The organism is Bradyrhizobium sp. LTSP885 (assembly GCF_000938305.1).
Classification (GTDB): domain Bacteria; phylum Pseudomonadota; class Alphaproteobacteria; order Rhizobiales; family Xanthobacteraceae; genus Bradyrhizobium.
The window spans coordinates 816009-834607 of sequence record NZ_JYMT01000042.1; the positions used below are offsets into that span (position 1 = coordinate 816009).

The window sequence follows — 18599 nt, forward strand, 5'->3', positions numbered from 1 at the left end:
TGCAATCTGCAATGCCCGGGAGGCGCTCAGTGAAGAAAATTGAAGCCATCATCAAGCCCTTCAAGCTCGACGAGGTGAAAGAAGCGCTCCAAGAGGTCGGACTGCAAGGCATTACGGTCACCGAGGCCAAGGGCTTTGGACGCCAGAAGGGTCACGCTGAACTCTACCGCGGTGCAGAATACATCGTCGACTTCCTGCCCAAAGTGAAGATCGAGATCGTGATCGGCGACGAGCTGGTCGAGAAGGCGATCGATGCGATCCGCCGCGCGGCCCAGACCGGGCGCATCGGCGACGGCAAGATCTTCGTCTCCAACATCGAAGAAGCGATCCGCATCCGAACCGGCGAATCCGGGCTGGACGCTATCTGAGCCGGGTGCTATCCGGATTCTGCGACCCAGGAAGAGAAAAAAGGCTGCTTCGGCGGCCTGATTTCGTTTGAACGGTCACACCAACCCGCCAAAAGCGGGAATAAACCCGTCGAGCGCTGGAAACCGACCCGTCAATCCAAAAGGGGTATTCATGAAGACCGCCAAAGACGTCCTGAAATCGATCAAGGACAACGACGTCAAATACGTCGACCTGCGCTTCACCGATCCGCGCGGCAAGTGGCAGCACGTGACCTTCGACATCAGCATGATCGACGACGAAATCTTCGCCGAAGGAACGATGTTCGACGGCTCCTCGATCGCCGGCTGGAAAGCGATCAACGAATCCGACATGTGCCTGATGCCCGACCCGGTCACCGCGACGATCGACCCGTTCTTCGCCGAGACCACCATGGTCATCACCTGCGACGTGCTCGAGCCGACCACCGGCGAGCCCTACAGCCGAGACCCCCGTGGCATCGCCAAGAAGGCGGAAGCGATGGTGAAGTCGATGGGCGTGGGTGACACCGTGTTCGTCGGTCCTGAGGCCGAGTTCTTCGTGTTCGACGACGTGCGCTATTCGGCTGATCCGTACAACACCGGCTTCCGCCTCGACTCCTCCGAGCTGCCGATCAACTCCTCGACTGAATATGAGGGCGGCAATCTCGGCCACCGCATCCGCACCAAGGCCGGTTACTTCCCGGTGCCGCCGCAGGACTCAGTGCAGGACATGCGCTCCGAGATGCTCGGCGCGATGGCCAAGATGGGCGTCAAGGTCGAGAAGCATCATCATGAGGTCGCGTCGGCCCAGCACGAGCTCGGCATGAAGTTCGACACGCTGACGCTGATGGCCGACCAGATGCAGATCTACAAATACTGCATCCACCAGGTCGCGCACATCTACGGCAAGACCGCCACCTTCATGCCGAAGCCGGTGTTTGGCGACAACGGCTCGGGCATGCATGTCCACCAGTCGATCTGGAAGGACGGCAAGCCGGTGTTCGCTGGCAACAAATACGCCGACCTGTCGGAGACCTGCCTGCACTACATCGGCGGCATCATCAAGCACGCCAAGTCGATCAACGCCTTCACCAACCCGTCGACCAACTCCTACAAGCGCCTGGTCCCGGGCTATGAGGCCCCGGTGCTGCTCGCCTACTCCGCGCGCAACCGCTCGGCCTCCTGCCGCATCCCCTACACCTCGAACCCGAAGGCCAAGCGCGTCGAAGTGCGCTTCCCCGACCCGATGGCCAACCCCTATCTCGGCTTCGCCGCGATGCTGATGGCCGGCCTCGACGGCATCAAGAACAAGATCGATCCGGGTCCGGCGATGGACAAGGACCTCTACGATCTGCCGAAGGAAGAGCTGAAGCAGATCCCGACCGTCTGCGGTTCGCTCCGCGAGGCGCTGGAAAACCTCGACAAGGACCGCGCCTATCTCAAGAACGGCGGCGTGTTCGATGACGACTTCATCGACGCCTATATCGAGCTGAAGATGACCGAGGTCGCCCGCTACGAAATGACCCCGCACCCGGTCGAATTCGAGATGTACTACTCGCTGTAAGCTTTACGGCTTTGCGAATGCGAAAGGCGCTTCCGGTGGAAGCGCCTTTTGTTTTTTACGTCATTGCGAGGAGCGCAGCGACGAAGCAATCCATGCCGCAGCAAGCGGCGCTATGGATTGCTTCGCTCCGCTCGCAATGACGCGGAGAAGCCTCACACCCGAAACAGCTTCGCGTACCGCGCCTTGATCTCCTCGCTCTGCGCCTGCACCTCGGCTGGATCGGCCTCGAGCATCTTCAGCTTTGCCAGCGGCACGTGCTCGGCCTTCTCCTTCACCTGTGCGTGGAACGAGCGGTGGGCGAATTCGTCGGCCAGCATCTGCTGGGTCGCGGCGCTGAAGAAGAAGCTTTGGAACAGCTTTGCCGCGTTCGGATTCGGCGCGCTCTTGAAGATGCCGCTCGGCACGATGATCAGCGGCGCGCCCTCGGCCGGATAGACCACCTCGACCGGCTTGCCCTGATCCCTGGCCAGCACGAGATTGTAGTCGTTGCCGTCGGCCATGACGGCGCGCTCGCCGAGCAGGATCTTCTTCGGTGGATCGGCCGCCGATTGCACCTGCATCACCCGCTGCTGCGCCAGTTTTTCGAGATACGGCCAGCCGAGATCACGCGCCAGCACGAAGGTCGCGGTCAGGATCGCGCCGCTGTAGCCGGGGTGGCCCTTGACGATCTTGCCGCGCCACCGCGGATCGAGCAGATCGGCATAGCTCTTCGGGGCGTCGTCGCTTTTCACCTGCTCGGTGTTGTAGCCGATCACCTCGAACCACGCGCAGGATGTCGCGTAGGTCCCATCAGGATCGATCTGGTCGGCCGGGAAATGTTTTGCGACGTCTTCTGGCATGTAGGCCGCGAGCCAGTCGTTCTTCTTCCAGTCGAGATAATGCGCGGGGTCGGTGGAATTGGCGACGTCGACGGCATTGATACCGCTGCCCTGCTCCTGCGCGATGCGCTGGAAGATCCGCTCGGCGCCGGAGCGCTCGACCCGGACGTTGATGCCGGGATATTTTTGCTCGAAGGCGCGCCCGAGGCGTTCGGCGGTGTTCAGTTCCAGCGCGCTGTAGAACGAGACCTTGCCCTCCTGCTGCGCCGCTGCGATCAGCTCCGGCGTCACCACCGACGCCGGCGGCGCGGCCGCCCGCAAGGGCTCGGCGAACACCATGCCTGCAGCCGTTGCAGCCGTCGCCTTGAGCCAATCGCGTCTCGACCATTTGCGGTCTTGCATCTGCACGCTCCCTGAAACGGGCCGTTGTCCGGCCGCGCTCTTGTTGAGGGGCGATGATAGAGCATGATCTGTGAAATGTGTGCAGCAGTTTGCTGCAGAAATCGGCTCAAATCCGCGAGCCAGACGAGAGGCGCCAATCAGTCCGAACCAATGTCACCAATCATTCGAACGCGCACCCGACGCGCATCTCCGGGGAGGTAGGACAGCGGGATATCCTCCATCTCAACCAGCTTCAGGCTCCCCCGTTTGGCTCCTGCAGCGACTGCACGACCTTCCGCCTCCGTCTGGGCGGCTGCGATAGCCTGGTCACGTGTGACATTGGAAAATATCTGATCGACCTCACCGCTAACTTGCGCGATCGCGGCGCCCACGGCATTGGCAACGGCGTGATGCTCTACGCGAATCACCTGGTTGCATCCCTCTACCTGGTCGGGAATCAGGAAACTGCCGCCTCCCACCGCGAGAAGCGGCACATCGCCTGCCTCTGTCTTCATCCGGTCGACGCCCTCGGCGATCATATCGCCCATGCGTGCCAAACTGCGCGTCACCAAACCCGACGGCAAACCCGCCACGCGCGTCCGCTGGCCGAGATCGACGCGACCTGCCGCGCATGCAATGTCGGTCGCGGTCAGTGTGTCACCACCGAACACCAGGCCTTTTTCCAGCAATCGGAAGCCGACGCTGCGTGGGCCGATGTGAACGCCGTCGGCGCTGACCTCCGTCCCGCCACCCAGTCCAATCGACAACAGATCCGGCATGCGAAACAGCGTCCGCACGCCACCGATTGCCACTGCGGCGTTGGCCTCGCGCGGAAAGCCGCCCTTCAGATAGCCGATGTCGCTGGTTGTGCCACCGACGTCAACCACAACGGCGTCATTTAGTCCCGACAGGAAGGCCGCCCCACGCATGCTGTTGGTCGGGCCGGATGCAAAACTCCATACCGGAAAGCGGCTGGCCGCCTCGGCACGCATGATCGTGCCATCGTTCTGTGTCAGAAACAGCGGTGCGCTGAGGCCGCTGCCACGCAAGGCTTCAGTAAATGCGGCCACCGTTTCGTGTGCCAAATCCTGCAGGCAAGCATTGAGCAGGGTGACGTTCTCGCGTTCGAGCAGTCCGATCCGGCCCAACTCGTGCGACAAAGTGATATTGGCGTTGGGAATTTCCTCGGCCAGAATCCGCTCAGCCTCCCGCTCACATTCGGGGGTCAGCGGCGAGAAGACGCTGGTGACGCCGACCGCCGTGAGGCCGGCATCTGCCATGCGCCGCGCGGCATCCCGGATGGCGCCAACGTCGAGTGGCACGATCGCGCGGCCGTCATACTCATGCCCGCCTGCAACCATGTGGACCTGACCGCGAACGAGAGCGGCGAGATCCTCCGGCCAGTCGACGAAGGGCGGCAGGCTCGCGCTCGCGGGCAAGCCGATACGCAACGCGCCGACCCGCTGCAAGGCACGGCGCTCGATCACCGCATTGGTGAAATGAGTTGTCCCAATGACCACCGCCGCGACGCGGCGGCCCTGCTCGCTTGCTGTTTCAGCCAGCAATTTGCTCAATGCGGTTCTTACGCCGCCCAGCACGTCGGCGGTGGTTGCGGTTTTGACCGCAACCAGGACAAGGTTGCCGTCAATCAACACCGCATCCGTGTTGGTCCCGCCGACGTCGATGCCGATGCGCCTCATGACCGTTGCTCCGTCGGGTCGGCATCGTCGAAAACCGTCACGTAGTCCGTGTCGTGGCCAAAGGCGCGCGGCCCGACATGAGCGATGCCTTTCGGCGTGCGCAGAATGGCCGGCGCCGGCAGCGCGATCACGCTGACCCGTTGGCCATAACGCAGGCTCTCTGTGCCGATAGCCTCTCCTGAGACACTGTCGAGCAGGCATATCAGATCGGGCGTGGTCACGACCACGCGACCGTCGCGCCAACCGACGGCGTACTCATTCTGGAACGCCACCTCGAACCGGATGCCACGATCATCATCGATGCCTTCCATACGTGCGGTGCCGCGCAGAAAGCCTTCCGTGGTGCGACGCTGCACGTCGGCGATTTTGCCGCGAAACAGCAGCTTGCCGTTGGCGGCGGTCAGGATCGCTGCAACCGGGTCTTCGTGCGCGCGGCGCGCGCGGCGAACTTCCCGGCCCAGGGCAATGGCCTGGGTTGTCGTGTAGAGGATACCGTGGGCCTTTACTTCAGCACCGCTGCGCGGCGCCTTGCAGGTCGCGGCGATCGACCCGACCTCCGTGCATACCTTGCGGCTGATCCTCTCCATCCATTTCCAGCTTGCAGCGCGGGCAACGATCACCTCGTTGTCGCGGATGTCGGCAAGCGTCAGCGGAAACATCGGCAAATCGGCGATGGCAAAGCTGGTCATCTGTGCTTCGGGGTAGGCTCGACCCATGGCGTCGGCGTCAACAACCGGCAGCCCGGTCACGGCGCCCACCAGAAGCGGCTGGAAGGCGTTGCCGCCGCCAATCTCCACCGACATCACAGCGTCAAAGCGACGACCGAGGTATTCTTCCATCATCCGCACCGGCTTGGCGGCAAAGGCGGGATCGGACAGGCGCTCCTGTCCTACAAGGGGAGCTCCCATATTGGATACCACCGCGACCAACGCGTCATCGGCGAGGTCGGCGGGATCCATCAAGTTAACCTGTGACCCGTCGGCATAAAGATTGCACATGTTGAGGTAGGACAGGTATGGAGATCCTCCACCTCCGGTTCCGAGGATCCATGCCCCAGTCGCTAATGGCTCCAACTCGTCGCGTTCGATCGGTCTCATTTGCCCGCCCACATGTCGTTGGGACGATGTTACCGAGGCTCGTGCCGGGCGACCATACGGATGAACCCTTACGGACGCGTCACAGTGGCTGATCACGGTCATGCACGCCGCATCATTGAGTGCCATGGGCTGCGTCGTTCAAAACCACGGATCGCCTTCGCTACCATTGGCCAGGCACCTCGGACGGACGTGGTACCGGATATCCTGGGAATGCTGGATGGCGTGGCCGACTACCAGGAGTTCGGCGCGCTCGACGGATTGACGGCAGCCGAGATCGCATCTCAGACGGAGCGCGGATCGGAACGGCGGTTGTATACGCGCCTGCGGGACGGCCGCCACATCGAGGCGGACACCGGCTTCGTTGTCGGCCGACTGACGGCGCTGCTGCAACGACTGGATGGCCTTGGATTCGATCTGATCGTTCTCCTGACGACAGGCGTGTTCCAGTCGTTCTCGTTGCGCACTCCGCTCGTGCATGGCCAGCGTGCGGTGGATACATGGATTGACGCCCTGGTCGTTGGCGATTGCCGCATTGGGGTGATCTATCCATTGGCAAAGCAGGCTGAGATCGACGGCCATGGCACACTGATCCAGAATGCGCATGCGGTCGCCGCCACCGGCGAAGCCGCCCGGCTAGCCGACGCTGCAGCCCAATTGGGGGCGGCGGATCTCATCCTGATGCACTCGGTCGGTTACTCCGAGGAGAACGCCCGCTGCATGGCTGTTGCCACGGGCAAACCGGTGGTCACCGCAAGACGCATCATCGTTGGTGCAATGCGACTGCACCTGTCTGAATTAGGCGCGGCTACCGGCGTCGTGCCGACCGGTTTGCCGAGCGTATCACCTGGAACCAAAGAACTCATCGATCGCTTGCCGCCCCCGTCAGTGCCTCTGACGCCGCGCGAACGGCAAGTACTGGCCTGCGTGATGGACGGAGAGCCCAACAAGGTCATCGCCCGGCGGCTCGGCATTAGCCATCGTACGGTCGAAATCCATCGCGGGAGGGTTATGAACAAATTGGAGGCAGGCTCACCGGCCGAGTTGATCCGTCGTGCGCTACTTCTCGGCGCCGCGGACGGCTGATCGGAAAAGCCTCGCGATAATCTCGCCCAATCGTCGCACTGATATACGTGACGGCACGTATATAGCTGGCTCAAATCAGCGAATAACGTATCGTGCTGCCAAAAATGGAGTCTGCGATGCGGCGAGTTGCCTTTGTCACCATCGGACAATCGCCGCGTAGCGACGTGTTGCCGGATATCATCGAGCAAACACAGACGCAATTCGAGGTAACCGAGCGCGGAGCACTCGACGGGCTGACCGACAACGCCATTGCCAACCTGGCACCGCAGCCAGGCGAGGAGCGGCTGGTCACTCGCCTGCGGGATGGGCGGGAGGTGCTGCTCGGCAAGCCGGCAATCGACCGCCGCTTGCATACGATCCTGGCCGAATTGGACCAGGCCGGGTTCGACCTGCTGGTTCTGCTGTGCACCGGACATTTCACCCCTTTCCACCTGCGCACGCCGTTCATCGAGCCTCAGCACACTGTTGATCACTTCGTTCAGGGCCTCGCCTATGGCGCGGAACGGATCGGCATCGTGCTGCCAAATGCGGCACAGATCGACGAATTCCACGGCATTCCCGGCCTTGCGACAAAGGCCGCGGGCGCCTCACCCTATCTTGTCGGGAACGAGACCGCCCTGCAGCAAGCCGGTGCGTCGCTGGCCGACACCGATATCATCGTGATGCATTGCATCGGGTATACCGAAGCGATGCGCAAAGTGGTGAAGCAAGCGGCCAACCGGCCGGTTCTTGTGTCGCGCCTGCTGGTGGCGCATGCGATCGACATCGTGCTGGCATGACCGAAGGGTCCGAACTTCACCCGAAACTGTTCGAGCCGTCGACGTTGATCCTGGTGGTGGTTCTGTCGGTGTTCGGCGCGATCATCGGGCTGCAACTGTTGACGACGCTGGGTGTAACCCCCAACACCTCCATGATCGGCGCACTTGTTGCGATCGGTCTGGCCCGCATTCCGCTTGCCCTATTCCAACGTTATCGATCCATTCATATCCAGAACCTGGCGCAGAGCGCGATATCGGCGGCAACGTTCGGCGCAGCCAACAGTCTGCTGCTGCCAATCGGCATTCCCTTCGTGCTGGGGCGCACCGACCTGATCCTGCCGATGTTTGCCGGCGTCGCCTGCGCGATGCTGCTGGACGGGTTCCTGCTGTATCGCATGTTCGACAGTAAAGTGTTCCCGGCCGATGGCGCCTGGCCGCCCGGCGTGGCGGTTGCAGAAGCAATTCGCGCGGGCGACGAGGGTGGTCGCAAGGCTGCGATCCTCGGGTTGGGCGTTGGCCTGGGCGCGGCTGGGTCCTGGTTTGGCGTTCCGATGTCTGCGTTCGGCATCGCCTTCATCGGCAATGTCTGGGCACTGCTGATGTTCGGTGTCGGGCTGCTGCTGCGGGGCTATTCCAAGGTCCTGTTCTCCGGCGAGATGTTCCAGTCCGTATTGCCCGGCGCAGACCTGAATGCAGCTTTGGTGCCGCATGGATTTATGATCGGCGCGGGGCTGATGGCGTTGATACAGGTGGGGGTCGTCATCTTCCGGCGCGATGTCGCCGCCGACACGAATGTTGCCCGCAGCAACAGCGTTGGACGCACCTTGGGTCTCGGCTTCCTCGCCTACCTTTGCATCGCCGTCGGAATCGCGCTCGTCGGTGGTCTTGCGAGCGACCTGTCACTCGTGATGCTGATTGCATTTGTGATTTACGCAGCATTCGCGGCGTTCGTGCATGAGTTGCTGGTCGGATTGGCCGCGATGCATTCGGGATGGTTCCCGGCCTTCGCGATCGCCCTGATCACACTGTTGGTTGGTATACTGATCGGATTTCCAATTCCTGCACTGACGCTGCTGGTGGGTTTTTCCGCCGCGACGGGTCCAGCCTTTGCGGATATGGGCTACGATCTAAAGGCTGGTTTCATGCTGAGAACAGGTCATGGTGCAGCGTTCGAGGCTGACGGGCGCCGCCAGCAACTCTACGCCGCGATGACCGCTTTCGTGGTCGCGATCGTCGTCGTTGGCCTCACATGGAAGGGCTATTTCTCGCAGAACATGATCCCGCCGGTGGACAGGGTGTACGCGGCCACCATCAAATCCGGCATCACCGGCCCTGCAGCTACGTCGATGATGCTCTGGGCCATACCCGGTGCGTTGCTGCAACTGCTCGGTGGTCAGAAACGCCAGCTTGGCGTCCTGTTTGCCACAGGGCTGTTGATCGCGGCTCCGTTGGCTGGTTGGGCGGTGCTGCTAGGTATTGCCTTGCGGCAGATTTGGCTTGCAGTCCGCGGAGCGGACGGCCGCTCGGTGATGGAGGTATTTGCCGGTGGCGTAATCGCGGGAGATGCTCTGTTCTCATTCTTCAATTCGATCGCTACCAATATCTCGCGGCGTCCTTGAACCGCACGCTAATTTCGGCTCGGGCGACAGCCAGCTATGGCTCTGCCCGGCCTTGTTGGGCCAGAGCAGATCCGAAAGAGTGTGTAGCGAACTACGCCTTGTCCGGCGAATTCTCGCGCAGGAAGCGTTCGAGATCTGAAAGCACCGAGTAAGGCAGCGGCAGCGGGTCGCCCTCCACGTCGACCGCAAGATCGAGGCAGCGCCGCAGCATGCGCGCCAATTCCGCGCGCCGGTAGGGCTTTCTCAGCAGCGGAATGCCGTGCCCGGCGCGTCCCTGCAGCGGCAGCGCGCCGTCGCTGTAACCGGAGGTGAAGAGCACCCGAAGCGTGGGCCGCCCGGCCATCAGCGTCTCGGCCAGCTGCCGGCCGTTCATGCGTCCGGGCATCACGATATCGGTGAACAGCAGATCGAACGCCACGCCGCGCTCGACGATGGCAAGCGCGTCATCGGCATTGGCCGCAACCAGAACCGTGTAGCCGAGGCCCTCAAGCTGTCCCGCGACGTAGTCGCGGATCCTGTCGTCATCCTCGACGCAGAGGATGGTCTCGCTGCCGCCGCGGACAGGCCGGTCGTGCTGTTCTGCAAGATGCGGCGCGGCGCCGTCGGCCTTGGGCAGGTAGATCCTGAATGTCGCGCCATGTCCCTCCTCGCTCAGCACCTCGATCCCGCCGCCGGTTTGCTTGACGAAGCCGAACACCATGCTGAGCCCGAGCCCGGTGCCCTGACCGACCTCCTTGGTGGAAAAGAACGGATCGAAGATCTTCTCCAGATGCGATCGCGAAATCCCGACGCCGGTATCGCTCACCTCGATCACGAGATGATCGCCGGCCCGCTCGACGCCGCACGCCACTGCGTCGGGAATGCCAAGCTGGATGTTGCGAGTCGAAAATGTCAGCGTGCCGCCATCAGGCATCGCGTCGCGCGCGTTGATGGCGAGATTGACCAGCGCCGCGCCGAGCTGGCTGCGGTCGACGAATGCCAGCCAGGCATCGCGGCCGAGATCGGTCCTGATCGCGATCTGCGAGCCCAGCGTCTGCGACAATAGCCGCACCACCTCGCCGACGAGATCGTTGACGTCGGTCTCGGTGGGTTGCAGCGGCTGCTTGCGGGCGAACGCCAACAGGCTCGAGGTGAGCTGCGCGCCGCGATCGGCGGCGTCGCTGATCAGCTTGGCGATCGAGGCAAGCTGCGGGTCGTCCTTGACGCCGTCGGCGAGGATCTCGATCGTGCCGGTGATCACGGTCAGCATGTTGTTGAAGTCATGCGCGATGCCGCCGGTCAATTGCCCGACCGACTCCATCTTCTGCGCCTGGATCAACTGCTCCTCGGCGAGGCGCCGCTGCGTGATGTCCCTGACAAAGGCGTTGATGACGTAACCATCGCCGCGACGCAGCCCGCTGAGCGATACCTCGACGAAGAACTGGTGGCCGTCCCGATGCAGGGCCGCGGATTCGTACCGCATGCCCATGTCCCCGGCCGCGATTTCCTGCAGGAATCGCGCGATCCGTTGCCGGTGCGCTTCCCGCAGCTGTTCCGGAAACACCAACTCCACCAGCCGGGTGCCGACGGTCTCGGATCGCGTCCACCCGGTCAGCGCCTCGGCCTGCGGGCTCCAGTCGAGGACGAACCCGTCCTGATCGGTCTGCACGAACGCATCGAGCGCGGTCTTGACGATGGCCTGCGCCATTTGCTCGCTCTGGACCAGCGCCTGATGCGCCAGCCGCTGCGCGGTGATGTCATGAAGCACCGTGACCGCGCCGCGAAGGTTGCCGGCCTCGTCGCGCAACGGCCGGGCATTGGCGACCAGGCAGACCTCCGCATCAGGTTGCCGCAGCTTCACGACCAGCGCGACATCGTCGACATCCTCGCCGCGCAGCGCACGCGCCAGCGGCGTCTCCGGTATCGGCATCACGGTCACGCCATCGGCGTAATAGCACTGGAACGTGCGGATGCCGGTCAGGCTGTTGAAGCCGGGATCGACGCCGAACATGCACCGCGCCGCGGCGTTGACGATCACCACCGCACCATGCTGGTCGGCCACCACCACCGGATCGCGGATGCTTTCGACGGTCTTCTCCAGGAAGTTCTGCCTGGTGCCTAGCTGGCCCGACAACCCGGCGAGCGCGGTTGCGAGGCATGCGATCTCGGGGCCGCCGCCTGAAGGCATCGGCACCGTCTCGCCGCGGGACAGCCCCTCGACTGCCCGCGTCATTCGGGCGAGCGGCCTCGACAGCGACCTGCCGATTGTCACGGCAACCACGAGCGCCAGCACCACCGCGACCACGCCTGCGACGAACAGCAGAAGCGGCCAGGAGACGCCATGCACGACGCCCAACGCGAGCAGGATCACGACGACGGGGGCCAGCATCCCGAGCGCCAGGCGGCCCGACAAATTCATCCCGACCAACTCATCGTTGTCAGCGGCACCGGAAAGTGGATAGGAGGACAGTATATCGGCGAGGAGCGTCAGCGCCGGGCAATATCCGGCCGCTTACTGTTGCTTAGCCGAGTTCGGCCCGGCGTTCCGCCAATTTCGCGCCCGTAGAATTACGGAGGGCGCCCCGGGGGACCGATTGATCCGGATCGCGGCATCGGGGAGTGCGAGCCGGATGAGTTGCGCTTGCACCCGCCGGCGGCCGAAGGCGGCAACGGCGGGCGCATCTGGTGCCTACGACATCTCTCGCGGGCAGCGGAACAATCGATTTTCTCCGCGCGCTTTTCAGCAGATCATTGCATTGTCGCCGAAGTCGCAAACGCCGCCGGCCTCGTCATGGGGCGGTGAGGAAAAGACACGCGGCGCCGGAATGCGGGCATTGCCGTAAATCCAGTTGTCGCTGGAAGCGATGCCTCTCGTCACGTCATGTCGCTTGGCGGTCGCGTTTTCGTGAGCACCGGCAGGCATTGTGAGCAGGCCGCTCGCGATCAATCCGGCCAGCAAGAACTTGATTGTCGTCATTGGACTTCTCCTGATGGGATGCAACGTGCCAAAGAGGTTTGGCCTCTCTGGCGAGTTCATGAGTTCACATCCCATGACGGATCGTCCTGGCGTTTCATTCCAACACCGTTGCGTGAGGTGCGTGGCAGTTCCGTCTGAAGGCTCGGACGTGGTTTTGCCGCAAATCATGCAAGAGCTGTCCGAGAGGCAAACCAACCTTGGTGGGGCAATCACTGAGTTGCCCGACGGCGCCAGTACGCCGCGCCCCCTCATCTCAAGCACGACTGTCTCTGGAATACTGGGTCGCCCGGTCGAGCCGGGCGATGACACTACCGCTGCGGCAACCCTACGCCGCCCGTCGCCGCTCGCGCAGCGCGTTGCCGAACGCCTCGAACAGCGCGCGGTTGATCGGGTTGCGTTGCGGGTCGTATTCGGCGTGCCACTGCACGCCGAGCGCGAAGGTGGGCGCGTCGGCGATGCGGATCGCCTCGATGGTGCCATCCTCGGCGATGCCCTCGATCACGACGCGCTTGCCGGGCTCGAGGATGCCCTGCCCGTGCAGCGAATTGACCCGGATGGACTCGCGTCCGAGGATGGTTGCGAATGCGCCGCCCGGCGTTAGCGTGACGTCGTGACGATCGGCGAACACGACCGTGGGATCGGGATGGATCTCGCCATTCTCGAGCCGCGGCATGCGGTGGTTGATGCGGCCGGGGATCTCGCGGATCTCCGGATGCAGCGAACCGCCGAACGCGACGTTCATCTCCTGCAGGCCGCGGCAGATGCCGAAGATCGGGACACCGCGCGCGACGCAGGCCTCCGACAGCGCCAGCGCGACATCGTCGCGGTGCAAATCGTAAGGCTCGTGGGCGGCGCAAGGCTCGGTATTGAAGCGCGTCGGATGCACATTGGCGCGCGCCCCGGTCAGCACCACGCCGTCGACCACGTCGAGCAAGGCGGCGACGTCGGTGATCTCAGGAGTTCCCGCAAACATCAGCGGCACTGCACCCGAGATTTCGGCAACAGCGCGAAGGTTGCGCTCTCCGACCATCTGGACCGTGAAACGATTTTCAAGGCGATGGGCGTTTCCGATCACGCCGACCACGGGCCGTCTCATTATTCAAGTCTCGCGCAATGATTTTCTACGTTTGCCATGTTTCGGAGACGATCATGCCTTCGAGTTCCCGCCGGATCAACTGTCTATATCTGCACAGCACAACTTGCAGCCCTGCACAAAACCGGGTCCAGCCGGCTCCCTCCCGGCCTTGGCCGGGCCGGCAGCGGCCTCGGCACGGCCTGCTCGCCCGGTGCAGCAATCCGTCGGCGTCAAACCCAGCCGGTAGCTTGATCCCCGCCGGGTTTTCGCCAAAGACTGCCTTGGACACCGCCGCGAGAGAGGGAATCACCCGTGACTGATTCGGCTGACAATCGCCTGCAGGCCCGCAACGATATGGCGTGGGCGATCGCCGTCGGTGGCATCGGCGCCGTGCTGTTCGCGGCGCTGTTGCTGTTCACCTGGAATTTCGCCGCGACGCTGTTCCTGCTGTTTTCCGGCGTGCTGCTCGGCGTCGGCCTGAACGCGATGAGCAGCCTGCTCGGCCACCTCGTCAAATTGCCGCACGCGTTGCGGCTCGCGATCGTCTGCCTCGCGCTGGCTGGGCTGCTGTCCGGGATCGTCTTCCTCGGCGGCACCACCATCGCGGAACAGGCGACGGTGCTCAGCAACACCATCAAGTCGCAGCTCGGTAGCGTGAAGAATTTCCTCGAACAGCACGGCGTCGACACCAGCTATCTCGATTTCGCCAATGTGGTCGGCGAAGCGAAGCCGGAAGGAACTGCCGCGGCGACGACTGCGCCCGCCGCGACCCCGGCCCGTAACCTGCCGAGCGCCGGTGCGCTCGCCTCCAGCGGCGGCGCGATCATCAGCCAGACGCTGAAGGTGCTGCTCGGTACCGTCAGCGTGGTCGGCAACTTCTTCATCGTGCTGTTCCTCGGACTCGCCTTCGCGGCGCAGCCCGGCATCTACCGCGCGGGGTTGCTGTTCATCGCACCGGCCAAGTACCGCAACGAGGCGACCGCGATCGTCGACCGCATCGGCGAGACGCTCGAGCGCTGGCTGATCGCGCAGATCATCACGATGGTGGCGGTGTTCCTCGTCACCTGGATTGGGCTGGCCATCATCGGCATCCCGAGCTCGTTCATCCTCGGCATCCAGGCCGGCCTGCTGGCTTTCATTCCGACGGTCGGCGCGATCCTCGGCGGGGTCATCGTGGTGCTGGCGAGCCTCGCCACCGGTTGGATTGCGGCGCTGTCCGCCTTCATCCTGTTCCTCGGTGTGCACGCGATGGAAAGCTACGTGCTGACGCCGATCATCCAACGTCAGGCGCTCGACATCCCCCCCGCCACGCTGTTTGCGTTCCAGATCCTGCTCGGCGTCGTGTTCGGCATCTGGGGACTGGCGCTGGCGCTGCCGCTGATGGCGATCGCCAAGGTGATGATCGACCACTTCAAGGCGGAGGACGCCTCACCTGCGCAAGCCGCGTAAGATTGTCTCAGGCAGTGAGCACGGTCTCGGTGTGCTCGACCTCAGGGGGCGCCGCGAAGTAAGGGCCGACCAGCGCGCGCCAAGTGGCGAAATCCTCCGAGCCGCGGAAATCGACGGTGTGGTTCTCCACCGTCTCCCACTTCGCCAACAGCCGATAGCGTGATGGCTTCTCGATCGAGCGGTGCAGTTCAAATCCCTTGCCGCCCTTGGCGCGCAGGAACAGCGGACGCGCCTTTGCCACCGCTGCTTCAAAATCCGCCTCGCTGCCGGGCTTGACGTCGATGAGTGCGATTTCCGTGATCATTGGGCGTTGGCCTCTCTCTGGGAAGGCCTGTCTCTAGCCCAGCCGGCCAAAAAGAAAAAGGCGCCTTCGTGGGCGCCCGTATCGACCAAGTCTTGGTCGGCCAGATCTCGCCGATGTTCAGCCGAACATCAGCCCGGTGACAAAAACCACCAGCATGGCGCCAATCAGCAACAGCATCGGCCAGCGGCGCGTCGGCTGGCTGTAGCGGCCCTGCGCGCGGCGTTCGGCGATCAGCGCCGTCTCGTATTCATGCGAGTTCGAGAACATGCAAGCGAATCCGCCACGCGTCGAAGCAGCGTCGGCTTCGAGCGACATCAGGGCTGCCTGCGGGTTTCGTGTACGTATCGACTCCATGCCCTCAAGGATGGAGCCGGATGGTTAATCAATGATTACCATCATTCGTCATTGGACGGTCGCGGGCTTGTGGCGCGCCGACGCAGGCAGGCCTGCGGTCTTGCGCCGCCAGTTCTCCAGCGACAGCGGCAGCTCTTCGGCCGCCTCGACCCGATTGCGGCCGCTGCGCTTGGCCTGGTACAGCGCGGTATCGGCCGAAGCGAGCAGCACCTCCAGCTCGGTCCCGGCCGGCCCACCGGCGACGCCGATGCTGACGGTGGTGTCGACCGCACCTTCATCGCAGGTAATGCCGCTGGTCTCAAAGGCCTCGCGCACGCGCTCGGCGACCAGAACGCCCTCGTCCAGCGAACACGGCAAAAGTGCTGCGAATTCCTCACCGCCGATGCGACCGGAGAGATCGCTGATGCGGAGATTGTTGACCACGACGGCGGCGAACAGCTTCAGGATCTCGTCGCCGGCGGGATGACCGAAGCGGTCGTTGATCGACTTGAAATGGTCGATGTCGAAGATCATCGCCGTGACCGGACGACCGGCATTGGCCTCGCGCTCGATCACCCGCGTGCAGGCTTCCGAGAAGCCGCGCCGGTTGAGCATGCCGCTCAGCGGGTCGATCGACGCGGCCGTCTTGTGCACGGCCACCGCGCGGTCCGACACCATCATGAAGATCACGAACACGGTTCCGATCGCATACAACACGAGCTCGACCGAGAACAACGTGACCCAGAAGCTGGTGGCGAAATTCTCCTCGTTCCCCCGCAAGAGGTCGCCGAGCAAAATGGGCAGCATCAACACGCAGCCATGCGCGACCGGCACGACGATCGCGGGCCAGCGCTTTTGCATCGCGCGGCGGCGCTCGTTCCACAATTCGGCGGCAGTCAGCGCGGCGTAGATCGCGACGATCGCAGCCCCGATCGTCAGGCGGGTTGCGGAATCCTCCACCGTCGTCACGGCCCCGATCCAGGCGATCGGGCCGAGCATCAGGCCCGGCAAATTGGGCTTGCGGCCGTGAAACACGCGCGAGGCGTTCCAGACCATGCCGCATGCGGCAAAGCCGACCGCGTTCAGCGCCAGCAAGATCGGCGTGCCGAGCGCGGAGCCGCCGACCGTGCACAGCGCAACCGAGGCGGCGCCGAGCAGATAGGCGGTGCCCCACCATTTCAACGCGGGGATATTCTCCTGCCTGCCGAAGAACATCAGCATGGCGCCGAGCATGCCCGCGACCATGGTGGCGAACAAATAAAGCGTCGACGTGTCGAACGACATGATCTGACCCCAGCCAGTGTGATGCAACGTCCGCAGGCGCAATTCTTAAATGATGATGCAGCGCTACTGCTGATGCACAGGCTAGAAGGTCCGAGTTCCAATTTCGTTTGCACGCATACGCAAGTTTTCAAGAAAAACTGCGTTAATTCAGTTCTAAACGCCAAAGAAAAAGGGCGCTTCGCAGCGCCCTCTTCCGATCGATGTTTGCGGCAATTGCCGCGAATTTTAGGACTCGAATTAGCGCTTCGAGAACTGGAACGACTTGCGCGCCTTGGCCTTGCCGTACTTCTTGCGCTCGACCACGCGGGAGTCGCGGGTCAGGAAACCGCCCTTCTTGAGCACGCCGCGCAGTTCAGGTTCGAAGGCGGTCAGCGCCTTCGAGATGCCGTGTCTGACAGCACCGGCCTGGCCGGAGAGACCGCCGCCGGCGACAGTGCAGATCACGTCGTACTGGCCGTTGCGCGCGGCTGCGACCAGCGGCTGCTGGATCATCATGCGCAGCACCGGACGGGCGAAGTAGATTTCGACGTCGCGGGTGTTGACGGAGATCTTGCCGGCGCCCGGCTTGATCCAGACGCGGGCGACCGCGTCCTTGCGCTTGCCGGTGGCGTAGGCGCGGTTGAGCTTGTCGACCTTCTTGACGTACTTCGGCGCTTCGGGAGCCACCGGCTTGACCTGCGAAAGCTGATCGAGGGACTGCAACGTATCGGACATTTATGCGGCCCTCGTATTCTTGCGGTTCAGGGAAGCGATATCGACCTTCTCGGGGGTCTGCGCTTCATGCGGATGCTCGGCGCCGGGATAGACGCGCAGATTGCCCATCTGCATGCGGCCGAGCGGGCCGCGCGGGATCATGCGCTCGATCGCCTTTTCGACGACGCGCTCGGGGAAGCGACCCTCGAGGATCTGCTTCGCGGTGCGCTCCTTGATGCCACCGATGAAGCCGGTGTGCTTGTAGTACACCTTCTGCTCGCGCTTGCGACCGGTCAGCACCACATGGGCGGCGTTGACGATGATGACGTTGTCGCCGCAATCGACATGCGGGGTGTAGGTGGGCAGGTGTTTGCCGCGCAGACGCATGGCGACGAGAGTGGCGAGACGGCCGACGACCAGACCCTTGGCGTCGATCAGCACCCACTTCTTCGTCACATCGGCGGGCTTGGCCGAGAACGTGCTCATGTTGGGATCCGTGAAAAAAGAAATCGGCGCCGTATGCGCCGAACTGGGCGGATGTCTAGAGAAGCCGCGCGCGCACGTCAACGCTTCATCTTCAGAATTAGCCAAGCCAATTCAATGGCTTACAAATATGGTGCAATAATACCGTGAAAAAGCTCATGTATTTGGAATGGAATAGGTCGCCGTGACATGGGCAATCGGATCGGGCGACGTGCCGGATAACAGGTTGACCTCACCGACCGCAAGCCGCTTGCCGAGCTTGAGCAGCTTCGCCACCGCGAGCACATCCTGCCCCGGCAGGCCCTTGCGCAGGAAATTGATGTTGAGATTGGTTGTCACGGCGAGGCCGATCGGGCCGATCGCCGACAGCAGCACCACGTACATCGCGAAGTCGGCCAGCCCCATCAACGTGGGTCCAGATACCGTGCCGCCCGGCCGCAACATGCGCTCGTTGAAGCGCTGGCGCAGCAAACAGGTTTCGCCGTCGGCACTTTCGATCCTGATATCGTCACTGGCGAACGCCTGCGGAAATTCCCTGCGCAGGAACTCCTCCAGTTCGGCCACGCTCATTTTCGCAATTGCCATGCCGCCCCTGCCCTCGCTTCAGCCTGCCTGTTACATTAAGTTGTCATATAGA

Annotated in this window: 18 protein-coding genes; 6 read left to right on the forward strand and 12 right to left on the reverse strand. The window is 63.1% G+C overall.

Going from position 1 to position 18599, the window contains the following annotated elements; genetic code table 11:
• Positions 1-29: 29 nt before the first annotated feature.
• Together UP09_RS32860 and glnA are read left to right on the forward strand one after the other, a co-directional pair.
• Positions 30-368: a P-II family nitrogen regulator gene (locus UP09_RS32860; RefSeq protein WP_044542445.1), complete on the forward strand. Its 339-nt coding sequence runs from the start codon at positions 30-32 to the stop codon at positions 366-368.
• Between the two features lie 151 nt (positions 369-519).
• The gene (glnA, locus tag UP09_RS32865) at positions 520-1929 is read left to right on the forward strand and encodes a type I glutamate--ammonia ligase (RefSeq protein WP_044542446.1); all 1410 of its coding nucleotides are present in this window, start codon (positions 520-522) and stop codon (positions 1927-1929) included.
• A gap of 152 nt (positions 1930-2081) precedes the next feature.
• Here glnA and UP09_RS32870 read toward each other — a convergent pair whose 3' ends face one another.
• The 3 genes from UP09_RS32870 to UP09_RS32880 form a co-directional block, all read right to left on the reverse strand.
• Complete coding sequence (locus UP09_RS32870; RefSeq protein ID WP_044542447.1) at positions 2082-3149, reverse strand: extracellular solute-binding protein; 1068 nt, start codon at positions 3147-3149, stop codon at positions 2082-2084.
• Between the two features lie 137 nt (positions 3150-3286).
• The gene (locus UP09_RS32875) at positions 3287-4828 is read right to left on the reverse strand and encodes a hydantoinase/oxoprolinase N-terminal domain-containing protein (RefSeq protein ID WP_044542448.1); all 1542 of its coding nucleotides are present in this window, start codon (positions 4826-4828) and stop codon (positions 3287-3289) included.
• Positions 4825-5925, reverse strand: coding sequence for an S-methyl thiohydantoin desulfurase family protein (locus tag UP09_RS32880; protein WP_044542449.1), 1101 nt, complete (start codon positions 5923-5925; stop codon positions 4825-4827). The genes UP09_RS32875 and UP09_RS32880 overlap by 4 nt, the downstream gene beginning before the upstream one ends.
• A gap of 60 nt (positions 5926-5985) precedes the next feature.
• Here UP09_RS32880 and UP09_RS38675 point away from each other — a divergent pair, with 60 nt between their 5' ends.
• The 3 genes from UP09_RS38675 to UP09_RS32895 all read left to right on the forward strand — a co-directional run bounded on the left by UP09_RS38675 (position 5986) and on the right by UP09_RS32895 (position 9385).
• The gene (locus UP09_RS38675) at positions 5986-7008 is read left to right on the forward strand and encodes an AroM family protein (RefSeq protein ID WP_283806031.1); all 1023 of its coding nucleotides are present in this window, start codon (positions 5986-5988) and stop codon (positions 7006-7008) included.
• A 116-nt stretch (positions 7009-7124) separates the two neighbouring features.
• Positions 7125-7787: an AroM family protein gene (locus tag UP09_RS32890; RefSeq protein ID WP_197082780.1), complete on the forward strand. Its 663-nt coding sequence runs from the start codon at positions 7125-7127 to the stop codon at positions 7785-7787.
• Entirely contained in the window at positions 7784-9385 is a 1602-nt protein-coding gene (locus UP09_RS32895; protein WP_044542451.1) for an OPT/YSL family transporter, read from the forward strand. Before UP09_RS32890 ends, UP09_RS32895 begins: the two co-directional genes overlap by 4 nt.
• A gap of 91 nt (positions 9386-9476) precedes the next feature.
• Here UP09_RS32895 and UP09_RS32900 read toward each other — a convergent pair whose 3' ends face one another.
• The 3 genes from UP09_RS32900 to UP09_RS32910 form a co-directional block, all read right to left on the reverse strand.
• The gene (locus tag UP09_RS32900; protein ID WP_052833279.1) at positions 9477-11783 is read right to left on the reverse strand and encodes a hybrid sensor histidine kinase/response regulator; all 2307 of its coding nucleotides are present in this window, start codon (positions 11781-11783) and stop codon (positions 9477-9479) included.
• Positions 11784-12104: 321 nt separating this feature from the next.
• Complete coding sequence (locus tag UP09_RS32905) at positions 12105-12341, reverse strand: hypothetical protein (protein ID WP_044542452.1); 237 nt, start codon at positions 12339-12341, stop codon at positions 12105-12107.
• 325 nt (positions 12342-12666) lie between these two features.
• Positions 12667-13437, reverse strand: coding sequence for a gamma-glutamyl-gamma-aminobutyrate hydrolase family protein (locus tag UP09_RS32910; protein WP_044542453.1), 771 nt, complete (start codon positions 13435-13437; stop codon positions 12667-12669).
• 291 nt (positions 13438-13728) lie between these two features.
• Between UP09_RS32910 and UP09_RS32915 the strand changes: the two genes are divergently transcribed.
• Positions 13729-14865 carry an AI-2E family transporter gene (locus UP09_RS32915; RefSeq protein ID WP_044542454.1) on the forward strand — a complete coding sequence of 379 codons (1137 nt, stop codon included), beginning with the start codon at positions 13729-13731 and terminating at the stop codon, positions 14863-14865.
• Between the two features lie 7 nt (positions 14866-14872).
• Here UP09_RS32915 and UP09_RS32920 read toward each other — a convergent pair whose 3' ends face one another.
• The 6 genes from UP09_RS32920 to UP09_RS32945 form a co-directional block, all read right to left on the reverse strand.
• Positions 14873-15169, reverse strand: a complete 297-nt coding sequence (locus UP09_RS32920; protein ID WP_044542455.1) for an antibiotic biosynthesis monooxygenase family protein — start codon at positions 15167-15169, stop codon at positions 14873-14875.
• Positions 15170-15286: 117 nt separating this feature from the next.
• Positions 15287-15523 (reverse strand): hypothetical protein, encoded by a 237-nt coding sequence (locus UP09_RS32925; RefSeq protein ID WP_044542456.1) that lies wholly within the window; start codon positions 15521-15523, stop codon positions 15287-15289.
• A gap of 48 nt (positions 15524-15571) precedes the next feature.
• Positions 15572-16789 (reverse strand): GGDEF domain-containing protein, encoded by a 1218-nt coding sequence (locus UP09_RS32930; RefSeq protein WP_044542735.1) that lies wholly within the window; start codon positions 16787-16789, stop codon positions 15572-15574.
• A 234-nt stretch (positions 16790-17023) separates the two neighbouring features.
• Positions 17024-17500, reverse strand: coding sequence for a 30S ribosomal protein S9 (gene rpsI, locus UP09_RS32935; protein ID WP_044542457.1), 477 nt, complete (start codon positions 17498-17500; stop codon positions 17024-17026).
• Positions 17501-17965, reverse strand: a complete 465-nt coding sequence (gene rplM, locus UP09_RS32940; RefSeq protein WP_044542458.1) for a 50S ribosomal protein L13 — start codon at positions 17963-17965, stop codon at positions 17501-17503.
• Positions 17966-18118: 153 nt separating this feature from the next.
• Complete coding sequence (locus UP09_RS32945; protein WP_044542459.1) at positions 18119-18547, reverse strand: PaaI family thioesterase; 429 nt, start codon at positions 18545-18547, stop codon at positions 18119-18121.
• Positions 18548-18599: the final 52 nt, after the last annotated feature.